Source organism: Endozoicomonas sp. ALC020 (assembly GCF_049275935.1).
In the GTDB taxonomy this organism is placed as follows: Bacteria; Pseudomonadota; Gammaproteobacteria; order Pseudomonadales; family Endozoicomonadaceae; genus Endozoicomonas_A.
Map to the genome: position 1 here is coordinate 3,139,702 of NZ_CP184830.1, position 14,895 is coordinate 3,154,596.

14 protein-coding genes and 1 other RNA gene are annotated in these 14,895 nt (G+C 47.9%); 4 read left to right on the top strand and 11 right to left on the bottom strand.

From position 1 onward, the window contains the following. The 9 genes from ACOJUO_RS11550 to ACOJUO_RS11590 all read right to left on the bottom strand — a co-directional run bounded on the left by ACOJUO_RS11550 (position 1) and on the right by ACOJUO_RS11590 (position 8,571). Positions 1-243, bottom strand: coding sequence for an exodeoxyribonuclease VII small subunit (locus tag ACOJUO_RS11550; protein ID WP_317143495.1), 243 nt, complete (start codon positions 241-243; stop codon positions 1-3). A 237-nt stretch (positions 244-480) separates the two neighbouring features. Continuing rightward, positions 481-1,953 (bottom strand): alanine/glycine:cation symporter family protein, encoded by a 1,473-nt coding sequence (locus tag ACOJUO_RS11555; protein WP_422139852.1) that lies wholly within the window; start codon positions 1,951-1,953, stop codon positions 481-483. 307 nt (positions 1,954-2,260) lie between these two features. After that, positions 2,261-2,737, bottom strand: coding sequence for a GNAT family N-acetyltransferase (locus ACOJUO_RS11560; protein WP_422136852.1), 477 nt, complete (start codon positions 2,735-2,737; stop codon positions 2,261-2,263). A gap of 129 nt (positions 2,738-2,866) precedes the next feature. Beyond that, on the bottom strand, positions 2,867-3,727 hold the full coding sequence (locus ACOJUO_RS11565) for a hypothetical protein (RefSeq protein ID WP_422136853.1): 861 nt from the start codon (positions 3,725-3,727) through the stop codon (positions 2,867-2,869). Positions 3,728-4,053: 326 nt separating this feature from the next. Next, positions 4,054-4,503 carry an ATP-dependent zinc protease gene (locus ACOJUO_RS11570; protein WP_422136854.1) on the bottom strand — a complete coding sequence of 150 codons (450 nt, stop codon included), beginning with the start codon at positions 4,501-4,503 and terminating at the stop codon, positions 4,054-4,056. Positions 4,504-4,508: 5 nt separating this feature from the next. Next, positions 4,509-5,537 (bottom strand): succinylglutamate desuccinylase/aspartoacylase family protein, encoded by a 1,029-nt coding sequence (locus ACOJUO_RS11575; protein ID WP_422139853.1) that lies wholly within the window; start codon positions 5,535-5,537, stop codon positions 4,509-4,511. Positions 5,538-5,548: 11 nt separating this feature from the next. After that, positions 5,549-6,451, bottom strand: a complete 903-nt coding sequence (gene rimK, locus ACOJUO_RS11580; RefSeq protein ID WP_422136856.1) for a 30S ribosomal protein S6--L-glutamate ligase — start codon at positions 6,449-6,451, stop codon at positions 5,549-5,551. A 278-nt stretch (positions 6,452-6,729) separates the two neighbouring features. Continuing rightward, positions 6,730-7,145: a transfer-messenger RNA gene (gene ssrA / locus ACOJUO_RS11585) on the bottom strand. A 127-nt stretch (positions 7,146-7,272) separates the two neighbouring features. After that, on the bottom strand, positions 7,273-8,571 hold the full coding sequence (locus ACOJUO_RS11590) for an ATP-binding protein (RefSeq protein ID WP_422139854.1): 1,299 nt from the start codon (positions 8,569-8,571) through the stop codon (positions 7,273-7,275). Between the two features lie 426 nt (positions 8,572-8,997). Here ACOJUO_RS11590 and ACOJUO_RS11595 point away from each other — a divergent pair, with 426 nt between their 5' ends. From ACOJUO_RS11595 to ACOJUO_RS11605, 3 genes are read left to right on the top strand one after another with little or no spacing between them, the layout of a single operon-like run. Continuing rightward, entirely contained in the window at positions 8,998-10,380 is a 1,383-nt protein-coding gene (locus ACOJUO_RS11595) for a glycosyltransferase family 4 protein (RefSeq protein WP_422139855.1), read from the top strand. 23 nt (positions 10,381-10,403) lie between these two features. Beyond that, positions 10,404-11,162 (top strand): class I SAM-dependent methyltransferase, encoded by a 759-nt coding sequence (locus ACOJUO_RS11600; RefSeq protein WP_422136859.1) that lies wholly within the window; start codon positions 10,404-10,406, stop codon positions 11,160-11,162. After that, complete coding sequence (locus tag ACOJUO_RS11605; protein WP_422139856.1) at positions 11,155-12,246, top strand: prenyltransferase/squalene oxidase repeat-containing protein; 1,092 nt, start codon at positions 11,155-11,157, stop codon at positions 12,244-12,246. Before ACOJUO_RS11600 ends, ACOJUO_RS11605 begins: the two co-directional genes overlap by 8 nt. On the opposite strand, the gene ACOJUO_RS11610 is transcribed toward ACOJUO_RS11605, so the two are convergent. Then, positions 12,243-13,004, bottom strand: a complete 762-nt coding sequence (locus ACOJUO_RS11610; protein WP_422139857.1) for a class I SAM-dependent methyltransferase — start codon at positions 13,002-13,004, stop codon at positions 12,243-12,245. The genes ACOJUO_RS11605 and ACOJUO_RS11610 overlap by 4 nt on opposite strands. Between ACOJUO_RS11610 and ACOJUO_RS11615 the strand changes: the two genes are divergently transcribed. Then, a complete protein-coding gene (locus tag ACOJUO_RS11615) occupies positions 12,990-13,712 on the top strand; it encodes an acyltransferase (protein ID WP_422136862.1) in 723 nt (240 codons plus the stop codon). The genes ACOJUO_RS11610 and ACOJUO_RS11615 overlap by 15 nt on opposite strands. A 52-nt stretch (positions 13,713-13,764) precedes the next feature. Here ACOJUO_RS11615 and ACOJUO_RS11620 read toward each other — a convergent pair whose 3' ends face one another. Next, positions 13,765-14,820 carry a hypothetical protein gene (locus ACOJUO_RS11620; protein WP_422139858.1) on the bottom strand — a complete coding sequence of 352 codons (1,056 nt, stop codon included), beginning with the start codon at positions 14,818-14,820 and terminating at the stop codon, positions 13,765-13,767. Positions 14,821-14,895: the final 75 nt, after the last annotated feature.

Here is a 14,895-nt window from a genome sequence, read left to right on the forward strand (position 1 = left end):
TTATTGGCCTTCTGTCGGATCGAACGGGCGGGTTTCCGGCTGGCCCTGATTTTCCAGAAGCTGCTGGACTCTCTGTTCTGCTTCAGTCAGGGCTTTCTGACATTCACGTGTCAGCTTTACCCCTTTTTCAAAGGCCTTCAGTGACTCTTCCAGCGACATATCACCGGATTCCATTTGCTGGACCAGTGTATCCAGTTCGGTGAGCGACTGCTCAAAGGCGAAGCCCTGCTTTTTTTCCGGCATGCTCAGAAACCTTTTCCATTGACTTGGTGGGGGAATACCTGCCTTTGGGATGACCTTTCACAGCCAGAGTGCTTCAGTGCATGGCAAAAAGGACGGTACTCACCTGGATAACTTTAAACGGGCTCAAGCATATCACAAATCCGGGTTAGGACAGGTTCTGCTGAAGCGGTTTTATGTCAAGCAGGAGAGCATTTTCAGGAAAAAGAGGTCGGGCAGGTGGCTCGACCTCAACAGATGTTATTCAGTAGCCGTCTGGGCCTTCACTTTCGGGATAGGGTATGGTTGAACCCCGCCAGCATTGTGCTCCTGCCATACGTCTTTATCCATGGTCTTATCAAGCAATGGAAACTTCTTACGGTTAAATACCGGGACAACGCCGTCAGCCACCTGTTCGTCAAAGTCTTTCAGAACCTGCACAACGATGCCTGACAGTAGCAGAATAGCGGTAATGTTGATCAGGGCCATGATACCCATAGACAGGTCGGCAAAAGCCCAGACGGCAGGAAGATTGCCAATAGAGCCCCAGAACACCATAACCAGCACTGCCAGACGATAAAGCACCAACAGAGGCTTGCTGTTTTTGATAAACAGCAGGTTGGACTCACCGTAGTAGTAGTTGGCAATGATGGAAGTGAAAGCAAACAACAAAATAGCTACTGCAACCAGATGTTCACCCCAGGAACCTATCTCACTGGACAGGGCAGCCTGAGTCAATGCAACGCCGGTCAGGCCACTGCCCGGTTCCAGCATGCCAGACATCAGAATGATAGCAGCCGTGGCTGTACATACGACGATAGTGTCCATAAATACGCCCAGCATTCCCATCATGCCCTGACTGACCGGGTGAGTGGAGTGTGCAGTCGCTGCAGCGTTAGGTGCGCTACCCATACCCGCTTCGTTGGAGAAAAGACCGCGCTTGATACCTTGCATCATCGCCTGGGAAACCATGTAGCCAACACCGCCACCCATAGCTGTTTCAAGACCGAAAGCACTCTTGAAAATCAGAGTGAATACAGCTGGCAGTTCAGAGACATTCATGGCAACGATCACGAGAGCCACAGCCAGGTAGCCCAGAGCCATCACAGGAACAATCATTTCAGCGACTTTGGCAATGGAACGAATGCCGCCAAAGATAACAATGCCGCTGACCAGTACCAGACCTGCACCAATGTACTCAGGAGCAATGTTATAACCCGAAAAAGCAGCCGCAATAGAGTTGGACTGAACACTGTTGAAAGCAAATCCGAATGCGATAATCAGGGCGATGGAAAAAGCAATGCCCATCCAGCGCTGACCCAACGCTTTCTGCATATAGTAAGCGGGACCTCCGCGATAGGTGCCGTCGCCATTGTTGGTTTTGTATATCTGGGCGAGAATGTTTTCAGAAAAGCTGGTTGCCATACCCAGCAGGGCGATCAGCCACATCCAGAAGATAGCACCGGGTCCACCCAGGTAGATGGCAACGGCAACACCGGCGATATTACCGGTACCTATTCGGGCCGCAAGACTGGTGCAGAATGCCTGGAACGCAGAAATCTGGCGGTGGGAGTGGGTTCTGCGACTTCCCATCATGGTTCTGGCGGCCAGACCGAAGCGGCGAAACTGCACGAAGCGGGTACGAATAGTGAATAAAATACCGGCTCCTAGCAGCAGGTAAATCAGGATACTTCCCCAAAGAAGATTATTCGATGCAGAAATGAAATCGTTCATAGTAATTCCGGAATATCAATATGACATAAAGTTTGTTTGTTATTATTTCCATATAATATAGATGAATAAACGATGATGGATAGGTACAAACCCTGTCTTTACGGTTCAGCTGAAAGTCACGAATAGCAACGGGTTAAGAGGCTGCTGAAAAACTACCGAGTCAAGCTGAGACACAGCACCAATTGGCGAAAAAGGCCAGTTTACAACGAGTAAATGAGCATCCCAGCCGCCTCCAGGGCTGCCCTCGGAGAAGCGCAGCACTTTTGCGACAGCCTCTTAGAAGTGTGGGTGAAACCACAACAATGAGTCAGCAGGCATCATCAGAGAGGTTTTTCGTCATGGGAATGCAGTCCAGCTGAAATCCTCTGGAAGAATGATAAGTCGATACTTCATTTCCTTCAAAACCACAAAGTCTATAAAAGGGAGCCGCATTCAAAGTTGAATTCAGCTTCATCTCAGGCAGACCGGCTTCTCTCGCAATCTGTTCCAGGTGAGTCATCATCCTGCGGGCTACGCCCATTCCCATAAATCGAGGGTCCACAAAGATGGCATCGATCATACCGTTCCCAATATCAATCATTCCTGTACCGGCCACTTCCCCTTTCATCATCACAACATGAAAATTCTGCTCAACGTCATCGACAAATTTCTCAGTGGCAGAACCATCAGTCCAAAGAGCGATGGCTTCATCACTGTAATGGCCTTTGCATTCAGAACGTATCGCCAGAGTTCGAAGCTCAAAAGCTCTATGGGCATCGCTGCGTTGTGCTTTTCTTATTTCCATTGTTGTCAGGGATCTACTGCTTTTTTGCGAAGAATAGCTTTTAAAATCTAACAGTTATTGACATGTTATTTTAGCCGTCTTTCTGCTTGAGGCCGCCAGACTGTCGATTGATAGCAGTAATCCCTGATATTACAGTTCCGGTTTGCCTGAGGGTTGATCAGGATAATTTAAAAGATAAGCGTCGTTTATGCCGTCGGCTGTGTCATCGTAGTCAATCAGATTGCCAGTTTGATAGTGACCGGTTTTATCAACGCTACAGTACTCGTGGCCTCGAATCATGGCCTGAAGCAGGCAATATTCTGTGGAGTAGGGAGGGCCATAAACCGTATGCGTGGCAAATGGCTGACCATTGCGCACAGCCCAGCCAACGCCTATCCACGTGGCATAAGACATATCTTTACGCATAGCCTGCACCAGACGGAGGGGCAATACACCTTCGCCTACCGCTGCATCAAACACCTTGCATTTAGCCTGTGTGGAAAGTTTTCCGAAAGCAATGCTTTCGTTCTGCAAAGGTTTTGCGCACATGCTGATATCGCTTGAATCAACCACTTCTGGTTTTTCAGCAGAGCAGAACTTGAAAAGATCTGCCAGAGCGCCTGAGCTCAAAACCCATTTATCAGACTGATCAGGGCTGAGTGGATCATTTTTGTGCTTAGGCAGTATTTGAAATCTTGACTGGACCTCACTTTCCGTCGCATCCAGCCAGAAATAGTCATTGCTGCGCCTGATGTCATAGCCACCTTCACTCTTTACTTCATAAACACAAAAGTGTTTTATTTTGCCATCCGCCTGGTCGGTTTCACTCAGATCCAGTGCCGCCCTGCCGAAAAACCATTTTGGTTGATCTGGCTCCACTTTATCATCGATGAGAATACACAGGTTGCCGTCGGCAGGCAGAACCGACTGTTGCTGCCAACATGGTTCGGCACTCGCACCCAGAGAAAATAACAGGGTGAAAGGAAGGCCAAATTTGAGAAATCTCTTCATTACACGATCCTCCAATCTTCAGAACACTTGGCTTCAGTCAAGAAGTTTAGTGAATTAATTAGAATGAGCTGATTTAAAATTGCTTAACCCATACACATAAGACACGCTGGACCCCGTATAAGTTCCCGAAAAACATTAGTAGATGACTGCTGCATGGTTAAAAATCCGAAAATCACTTTACCGGTGGTCTCCTCATATCTTTCCATCTGGAATGGCATCCCGGGTGGTAACTTCATCGACGAGAATATACAGGTCGCAATAGGCAGGCAGAATCGAGTGTTGCTGCCAGCATGGTTTGGCATTCACACCCAAAGAATGTATCTATCCTATTTGTTCTTCATAAATTTCCGAGAAGGATCTACTAAAAAAAAATTACCCATCCCTTCTCTTCCAAGTAACATCAGATATGTCATCTTTGCACGGTTAGAAAGTGTTACATCGATAGTCCAGATGTAGTCATGCAATTTTAATGTGGTACTAATCACATACCGTTTTTCTATCATCCCGTTTGATGACCTTATGGTTTTGATATCTTTAACAGGCGCTTTACAGCTTAGAACTTCTTCCACGTTATGGAGGTTTGGATGCAGGTCAAACATAACCCATGGGCTCCCCTCGTCTTCAAAGGATATTAAATTGTCCACATGCAGGGAGGAGGTTTTTGCTCCGGTATCAATGCGTACTTCAACGCCACAAATACCCAGGTCTGGCAGGTCGCATAGCTCTACACAGCCAATAACAGGTTTGTTGTTTGCTTTTTGTATTTTTTTAAACATTTAAGTTACTCCAAGACGGACGATTCAGTTTGCAGTTCTTCCTGCATCATTTCTATATCTTCAGCAACATCATCATCGGATGCAGAAAAGAAAGCGATATGAAACATAGCCTCACCCTCCTGAACGAGAGGGATATTCTGTTTACCAATAATGATGCCTGCCTGTGTCGCTTTTACTACATCAATGATTTCACCAAGTGGGCTACCAATAGTGGCTAATGGAGTTCCCTTATCAACCTGATCACCAAGATTTTTAAGTGAGTTGATAATGCCGCTGGCATTAGCCCTGACCCACGAACTTTTGTTCGCTATGTAGGGAGTAAAAGCTTTTATTTTGCGCCTTAGTCTGAGCATCCCCAGTTCAGCTAACACATTGATAACGCCATGAACTCCCGCACGTATACTGACTTCATCAAATCTTAAGGCTTCTCCAGCTTCATAAAGCAGTATTCGCGCATTGTGCTCTTCAGCTGCCTGTCGAAGAGAATTATCACGAATATTGGCGTTCAATAAAACGGGTACACCGAATGCACGGGCCAGAGAGAGTGTTTCTTTATCCGTCAGGTTGGCACGAATCTGAGGCAGGTTTGAGCGATGAATAGCACCTGTGTGGAGGTCTATGCCGTATTCACAGAGGCTGACTATTTCTTTCAGGAATATATGAGCTAACCGGCTGGCCAATGAGCCTTTCGGTGAACCGGGAAAGCTTCTGTTTAAATCTCGGCGATCTGGGAGGTATCGGCTTTGATAAAGCACGCCATAAACATTAACCATTGGAACAAGAATTAATGTGCCCACAGTAACTTTAAATGTCTTTAAATTTATTAGCCGACGAATAATCTCAATTCCGTTCAGTTCATCACCATGAACAGCTGCAGACACAAAGACTTTTGGACCCGGTTTTTTACTGTGTATAACATGTACAGGTACTGAAAAGTCGGTATCGGTGTACAGCTTTGCAACCTCCAGACTAACTTGTCTGGTTTGCCCGGCCTTGATCACAGAGCCACCGATACTGATATCTGGTAATAACATCTTTGTCACCTTCAGCCTTTTCCACGGGTTCGGGTTGATTTAGTTGCTTTGCTTTCAATAAATTCGTAGATCATGCCAGCAACATTTTTTCCTGTTGCTGTTTCAATGCCCTGCAGTCCCGGAGAGGAGTTAACTTCCATAACGACTGGCCCATTGTCAGATTGTAAAAGGTCGACACCACAGACATTCAGTCCCATTACTTTTGCGGCATTAACGGCAGTCGCTCTCTCCTCTTTTGACAAACGGACAAGCGTTGCTGTTCCACCGCGATGGAGGTTTGAGCGAAATTCTCCATCTGCTCCCTGTCGTTTTATAGCGGCTACGACTTTGCTGCCAATCACAAAGCAACGGAGATCTGCACCTCCTGCTTCTTTTATAAACTCCTGAACTAAAATATTAGCTTTCAACCCAAAAAAAGCCTCAATTATTGCTTCTGCTGCTTTCTGATTCTCTGCGAGAACTACTCCGATACCCTGAGTACCTTCCAGTAATTTTATAACCAGGGGGGCTCCACCTACGTTTTTGATAAGGTCCTTTACATTCTCGGGTTTACAGGCAAAGCCTGTTCTCGGTAATCCAATATCTTTTCGTGACAACAATTGTAAAGAACGTAATTTGTCGCGAGAGCGAGTAATGGCAACAGATTCATTCACACAGAATGTGCCCATCATTTCAAATTGCCTGACGATGGCGGTGCCATAAAATGTAATTGAAGCGCCAATTCTTGGTATGACTGCGTCGTAGTATGGAAGAGACTCACCATCACAACGAACAGTGGGGCGACTGCGTGTTACATCCATATAACATCGGAGTGTGTCAATAATATCAACTTCATGTCCTCTTTCTTCGCCGGCTTCTTTTAAACGACGAGTAGAGTACAGTTTGGGGTTGCGAGACAGTACTGCAATTTTCATATTGACTCCAAATTACTTCAAGATAGAAGTTTGTGGGAACAAACAAACTTGATAAGAAATCTTTATTTCTTCAAAAATAGTCCGTCAGGGATGATGTGTTTCAGGCAGGTGGCAAATGTTCATGCGCTCGAGAATTGCACGACCCGGAGATAAACCTGCGAAAACGGCTGGAAGTTTCGCTCGACAAACCTTTGATACTTTTTCGGAACCCTGAAGAAAAAGTGTCTTGTCAGACATAAAAAAAGCCCTGCAGATCAATTATCCACAGGGCTTTATATTGGTGGAGGCGGCGGGAATTGAACCCGCGTCCGCCGATTCTCAGCCTTCGGCTCTACATGCTTAGATCCGCCTTTGGATTTAACTCAGTAACGACCCAGCGGTCGGGGTTCTACTGAGCGATCCTGTTAAGTTTTAGCTGGCCAGCCACAGGCATACCGGGCCTCGCGAGTCTACTTACGGTGACAGTCCAAAAACCGGCCAGTAGACGAGCCGGACAGACTGGAAGACTCGTAGGGTTTAGCTACGATTAAGCTGCAAGTGCGATCTCTTCTTGATCGAAGAGTTCGTTTTGAGCGTCTCCAAGAGCTACCAGGTTGGCAACTATAAGGTTTGTAGTGTTTTGATTAACGAGAACCACTACGTCCTCGGCATGCACCTAAGGTTTCGATACCGTCGTCGAATCCAGATCGCCCCCGGATCAAAACTTCATTGGATCATTTAGTTATAGGCCATCTATAGAAGTAAGACAATTTTTTATATATCTCGCTCCCATCTCTTATTGTTCCAGCAGCACCTGGCGCACAGAAGTCCGGCTGTTCAAATTACCCCAGAATCTCTTTGATTTTAGAAATGTAATACAAAGGCAGGACTCTGGCAGCAGGGTCATCCAGTGAGCCTGTTGAACCAATCAGCTTGAGTGTTGTATTTGGGCTATATCGCTGGACATAAGTTTGCAGCGATTTGGCTCGAGTCCTTTTGCCACTTTTTACTTCTACAGGTACGATGTCACCTGCTTCGGTTTTATACAGAAATTCGATTTCACTTCTGGCGTATTCCCATGAATAGGTTGGCTTGCCGATCAGGGTGATGAGTTCGTTTTGTATGAAGTTTTCTGCGATAAAACCCTTGTAGTGATACTTCTGATCCCGATGCTCCTTGTAGTTGATCTGCAGCATGTGTCCCAGTAAGCCAATATCGAATAAAAACAGTTTGAAGATATTTTCTTTGGCCAGTGGTTTAAGGGGGGAGTCAGGCTTGCAGTCTATGGGGTGACACTTGGATATCAGTCGGCAATTTTCCAGCCAGTTAATGGGGCCCGCCAGCTCTTTGTAGCGACTTTTTTTCTCTAAAACGTCTTTGAACTTAAACCGTTTAACTGAGTCGTCCATGGTATTGGATAACTGAACTGGCACATTTTTAAAAATTGCCTGTATATGTTGTGCAGAAAGTTTATCGGAGTACTTTCCGAAATCGCGCTCATAACCCGAGAGAAGTGAAGTATGTATTTGTTGGACTGTCCGGGTTCTTTCAGTGATGTCTTTATCAATCTCAAACCAGGCCTTTACTGCTTCTGGCATCCCTCCAACAAAGTAATAGTCAATAAGCAAACTGAAGAGCTTTTCATGAGCTACCTTACCCAGATTCATTTGTTCAAAAGCTTTAACCAGAGGCGGTTGATTGGAGGCCAGGAGGAATTCCTCAAATGTCATTGGGTAGAGTTCAAGCCATTCCACCTTACCAACGGGAAATGAATCCAGAAGACCAATATTTGACCCCGATGCACAAAGATACATATGAGGACACTGTTCAGCAAAAAACTTCAGGGAGTGAAGGGCCGCCAGACATTCTCCAACCTCATCGAAAATGATGAGATCTTTTTGCCTGTCAATGCTGATGTTCAGTTCAATCTCAATATTGGTGATAATATCGTCTGGTTTGAGAGAGTCGGCAAACAGATTCGCCAAACCGGGCTGCTCAAGAAAATCCAGGCGTATGACTTGTTCGAAGTGTCCACCGAACAGTGTTTCAAGGAGAAAAGATTTGCCCGTTTGCCTTGCACCATCAAGCAGAACAGGCTTTCTCGAAGGGCTTTGCTTCCAATCAAGCAGTTTTTTCAGCAACAATCTTTTCATGGGTTATGTCGGATTTTTGATCGTTCTTAGATAAAGTGTAGGTGTATACACTTTTATGCGCAATAAAGTGTATTTTTATAACATTTTATTGCGCATAAAAATGTTATAACAGTTTTTTGCGTGGCCAATATTCTGCCCCAAGAGGTGAGGCATGAAGGTAGATCTGTCATCAGTTCGCTGCAGACAAAGGGAGTATGACCCTCAGAGATTTATTCGATATGCACCCGCCATTTCACGCCCGCTTCACTTTATGCTATTTTCCCACGACCCTGACGATCAGGAGCCTGTCCGAGTCTGACAGAAAGGACTCACCCGCATAAATGATACGGGTAGAAAACGGTGGCCTTTGTCCCGTCACATTCAGCAAACAGCACTGTTTCAAGCCCATAAACCAGTCTGGTGACAGGTTATTCAATGACCGTACAAGAAAAACTGCCCAACACACTGACGTCAGCAAGCCCCCTGTCGTCTGAGGTATCCGAACAGCCTGCCAGGTCACTTAAAATCTGTCTGCTGTGTTATCGAAGTCATCCCTTTGTGGGCGGTCAGGGCATCTATCTCAAGTACCTGAGCAAGGCTCTGGTGGAAGCCGGTCATCAGGTTGATGTTATTTCCGGCCCTCCTTATCCGGATCTTGATCCCCGGGTGGGTCTGATTGAAATCCCCAGTCTGGATCTGTTCAACCAGCAAAGTCATGTCACAGCCCTGAGACCCAGACACCTGAAATCCTGGTCTGATTTCTTTGAGTGGTGGGCCATGCTGACCGGAGGCTTTGCCGAGCCCTACACATTTACTCGTCGTGTCGTGAAATATCTGCGCAAAAACGGTCATGACTACGACATTATTCATGACAACCAGAGTCTCGGCTATGGCCTTCTGGACCTGCAAAAACAGGGTATTCCCGTTGTAGCCACCGTCCATCACCCCATAACCCGGGACAGACAGTTGGCTCTGGATGCCGCGCCTGACTGGAAGCACCGTCTGTTGACTCGTCGCTGGTATTCCTTCCTGACCATGCAGGGCAAAGTGGTTCGTAAACTGAAGCACATTGTCACTGTTTCGGAGCAGTCCCGGGGGGATATTGCTGAAGCCTTTGAGCGTCCAGCTGACGACATTAGTCTTATTTATAATGGGATTGATACCGAAGTCTTCAGTCCTCAACCCCATATCGAACGCAAGCCGTTCAGAATTATGACAACAGCCTCTGCGGACCAGCCTCTGAAAGGTTTAAAACACCTTCTGGAAGCCATGGCTTTGTTAAAACCGGACTATCCTGAGCTGGAACTGCTGGTGGTAGGCAAACTGAGAGCAGGTGGTCAGACAGAGCGGCAGTTGAAACAACTGAATCTTGGTTCAGTGGTAACTTTTGTGTCCGGCATTTCCACTGAACAAATGGTGGAATACTATTCCCAGGCCGCCATTGCTGTGACCCCTTCACTCTATGAGGGTTTTGGGCTGCCGGCCGGAGAAGCCATGTCCTGTGGATGTGCGGTAATTTCTTCAGACGGAGGAGCTCTCCCTGAAGTTGTGGGAGATGCTGGCCTGATTGTCCGGGCTGGCAACAGCAAAGCCCTGGCACAAGCCTTGCGGACACTGTTGGAAAACCCTGAACAGCGGATGAAATACGGCCAGCTTGGCCGACAACGAATTCTGGATACCTTCTGCTGGAAACTAGCCGCCAGACAGTTCAGCCAGTATTACCTGAACCTGTTGGATACTGAACAAGAACCCGAAGAATTAAAAGCCACAATCGCTGCCGATGCAGAGCCTGACCAGCGAACCGCTGTCAGCGGATGATGCCAGAGGATAACTGAAACAATATGCAAACCATAGATTTTAATCGTCTGAAGTTACGCAGTGGCGATAAAGTGCTGGACGTGGGTTGCGGTGAGGGCCGTCACTCCATCGCAGCCTGGCTGAAGGTCAGAGTGGATGTGACAGGTTTGGACCTTTGCGAAAAAGACTTGCAAACAGCCCGTGACAGGCAGCAGGAGTCTGAACAATTTCTGCAGGGGGCAGAAGACGGTCGCAGTCTTCGTTTTATTCAGGGCAACGCTCTGGAATTGCCTTTTGAAGACGACACGTTCGACAAAATAATCTGTTCCGAAGTGTTGGAGCATATTCCCGATTACCTGGGGGTGCTGGCCGAGATCAAACGGGTATTGAAGCCCGATGGTTTGCTGGCAGTCAGTGTGCCCAGAGCCTGGCCGGAAGAGATCTGCTGGCGACTGAGCAAAGCATACCATGAGGTGGAAGGTGGCCATATTCGCATCTTCAACGCCACGCATCTGCGCCATGATATCGAATCGCTTGGCTGGCGTCGTTATTCACGACACTGGGCTCACGCCCTGCACGTTCCCTACTGGTGGCTGAAGTGCTGGAAATGGGAACAGCCCTCTAAACTGGTCGATCACTATCACAAACTGCTGGTATGGGATCTTATGAAAAAGCCGAAGGTGACCCGCATTACCGAAAAGCTGCTTGATCCGGTCATGGGAAAAAGTGTCGTGATGTACTTCGAGTGGGAGTCAGGCAGAGGTAAATCCAACGATACCAACAAGGAGGTCTGTTATGGATAGCCTGCTGCTGACCAAAGGCCTGTTCCCAAGAGATTTTCTCAACAAAACAGCAGAGCACATCCTCTCTGTACAGCAGGAAGATGGCAGCATTCCCTGGTTTACCGGTGGCAAGCTGGACCCCTGGGATCATACCGAAGCGGCCATGGGACTGAGTATTATTGGTCATTATTCTGAAGCTGAAAGCGCCTATGGCTGGCTGCGAAAAGAGCAGCTGGAAGATGGCAGCTGGTTCGCCAACTATCAGGACGGCAAGCCTCTATACAGTGATAAGCGAGAAACGAACTTTGTCGCCTATGTGGCGACCGGTGTCTGGCATCACTATCTGATTACTGAAAATATCGGGTTTCTGGAACTGAACTGGCCCATGGTCGAAAGTGCTATCCAGTTTGTATTACGACAACAGTCGTCTACTGGCGAGATTTATTGGGCGGTCATGGAAGATGGTGAGCCACACAAAGACGCGCTGATTACAGGCTGCTCTTCGGTTCTGAAAAGTCTCGAATGCGCCATTCTGATCGCTCAAGCGCTGAACAGGAAGGTTGAGCCATGGCTCAATGCCTGGCAACAGTTGGGGCAGGCTCTGAAATTCCATCCCGAGTACTTCGACCGCACCTGGGAAAGCAAAGAGCGTTTTTCCATGGACTGGTTTTATCCCATTCTGGCCGGTGTCTTCCGTGGTCAGGAAGCCCGTGACCGAATCCAGACATTCTGGGACAAGTTTGTACGTAAAGACATGGGCTGTCTCTGTGTCAGCGATCAACCCTGGGTCACCATCGCTGAATCCTGCGAGCTGACCATGGCGCTGCTGGCTGCCGGTGAAAAGCAGAAAGCCACTCAGCTCTATAGCTGGTTGCACAACTGGCGTGACAGTGATGGCGGCTATTGGACAGGCTATCAATACGTTGAAGAGGTGATCTGGCCGCAGGAAAAAACGACCTGGACTGCCGGTGCTATTTTGCTGGCAGCCGATGCTCTGACCGAGCACACAGCCGCTTCCCGTCTGTTCCTGGAATCAAGTCTGGAGATAAAACCGGAAGTGGAACTGCCAGAAACCGAAGAAGCTCTGGCAGCAGTTAACAATTAAAGGCGGCGGAAAAGCCCCAGAGTGTTGACCATGGGCAGCTCTTCAAACAATCCGGAGGCTTTCGCCAGCTTCGAGATATTGTAGGGTGCCTGCCCACCGTCTTTGGGATCGGGGAAGATATCGTGTATGGCCAGAATGCCGCCGGGCTTGATAAAGCTGACCCAGCTGCGAAAATCTGTCCGGGCGGCTGCTTCACTGTGACCGCCGTCAATAAACACCATGCCCAGAGGCGTGGCCCAGTGACGGGATGCTACCGCTGAAGGTGCAACAACAGGGACAACCGTATCTTCCAGTTTGGCTTCGCGCATTGTGGTTCGGAACGCTTTAAAGCTATCCATCTGTTGAATGCTGGCATCGTAGAGGTCACTGTCATGGTACTCTTCTCCCAGCTGGTGCTCTTCTGAACCCCGGTGGTGATCGACGGCGTAGAGCACACTGTTATTTTGCTGACAGGCAACACCCAGGTAGACCGTAGACTTGCCACAGTAACTGCCAATTTCCAGACAGGGGCCCAGCTGGCTGGCTTTCAGGGCGAACTGATAAAGTGCTTCACCTTCATCCGGTGCCAGAAAGCCTTTAACCGAATCGATATTGAGTGGCAGTTTTAGAGGCATAGCTTGTAAAAGACCCGTTTGTAAAAGACCCGTCTGTAAAGAGGTCGTTCGTTTTTTCAACTTATACGTCGGAAGTAGTTCAGTCAGATGACTGGCTGCAAAGGCATAATAACAAATCAGGCTTGGACAGTGCGTAAAAATCATAAACCTTTCTGGATCAAGGTGCTCTCAGACCGCTGGCAGCGGTTTTATATCCGGCACTTTTTCAGCAAACATTTTGAACATCTGGGCGAACACCCCATGGTGGTTCACCCTTCTACTGTCAATGTTCATGGTGCCGGTATTTCCATTGGTCGTTTTGTCCACCTGATCAGTATCCGCCATAACCCGGTCAGTCTTTCCACCTGGAGCGGCCGGGGAATCCAGGGTGATATCAAAATAGGTGATCATTGCCTGATATCTCCGGGAACTACAATATCTTCAGCAGCCAGCATTACCATTGGTGACAACTGTATGTTAGCCGCCGATTGCTACATATCCGACAGCGACTGGCACGGTCTCTATAACCGTCTGCGCCCCTTCCGTTGCAGCAAACCTATTGTGCTGGAAGATAATGTCTGGGTGGGGCACGGTGCGAAAGTTGGCAAGGGTATCACTATAGGCGAGAACAGTGTTGTGGCAGCAGGTGCGGTGGTTGTGAAAGACGTGCCTCCCAATACGGTAGTGGGAGGCAATCCGGCTAAAGTTATTAAAAAGCTGAACCCCCAACGCCGGATGCTGAAGAGAGAATTTATGTTTCGGGACAGCGATCGTTTCCTTCACATGCAGGAGGAACTGGATCGCTATGTTTTGGGGGGGAATAGCCTGAGAGGCTGGGTTCGTCACAAGCTTTTTCCCAGAAAAGGGGATTAACTTTGACTCCCCGGCAGGCTCTCATGAACAATTAGCCCGGAATCAAGCGAGTTTACAGGTCAGCCATTCTCCAGATTCCCAGCAGATCCGGCACTTCATCCTTGCCTCTCATAAAGTCATTAATGGCTGCCGCGAGGGTTGAATAATCGACTCTGCTTGCGGGCATTGAGGCAATGACGACCGGAACCGGTTTGTTATCATCAGCCGCAAAGGTAATGTTGATGAAACCCCTGGCAATGCTGACGGTGAAATACTGGTATTTGGACTGACCATAAAATGCCAGCAGGTAGACGACGTCTTCATGTTTTGCAGCGTGCTCTGTAACGGCAGCAATGATGACATCAGCCTGACTTTTGCCACTGTAATGGCTGACGACTTTTCCGGGGTCTACTTTACTTAGTTGCAGGCCAGATCCACCGGCTACGGCATTAAACCCCTTGCTCATGCCCTCGGCATTGCCGGTGTTGCTCCTTATGAGTCTTGAATCTTTGCTGTTCGAGGTAAAGCTGACGATGTCATTAACCTGGTCAGTACGTGCCTTTGAACCGATGCCCAGTAAATTAACAAGATCTTTATTGATATTGAAAATCATGGTTCTGGCATGGCTGCTTTCTATGAGCTTTCTGAAACTTCTTGCACGAGAGGGCAGGAGTGACTTAAAAGCTTTTTTAATCAGGGAAGGCGTTTTGTAAAGTAAGAGCCCGTCATCTCTGTTGCGGGATGCCTCAATGCCGGCATTAAATTGCCTGCCGAAGTCCAGCGCCTTCATGGCATCCAGAACATCCTGTGCCGTCGGTTTACTCTCGGAAGCTGACAATTTATAGGCTTCACAGAGTTTGGAAAAATTCTCCTCAGCCTTGGCTCCAAGAGCTGTATAGGCTTCAGAGAAAGCAGGGTCCACAGAGTGGTCGTTACCGATGGCTCCGGCAGCGAGCATTTGTTCATAATAAGCAGAATTGCCGACCACTAAAGCAGTCTCGGGATAGGCGCCCGATACGCTCAAACCGTAGGCTGTGGAAACCATATCAATCATTCCCTGATTGATTTCTTCCGCTGGAGCTTTAAGTGGCAGGGCCAGAATCAATAGAATTGTCCATAAATACTTCATAATGGTACCTCCTGATAGTAAATCCGTTTAATAATTTAGACACGACTAAGGGTGAGAAAGTTCCTCTTGCCCCAG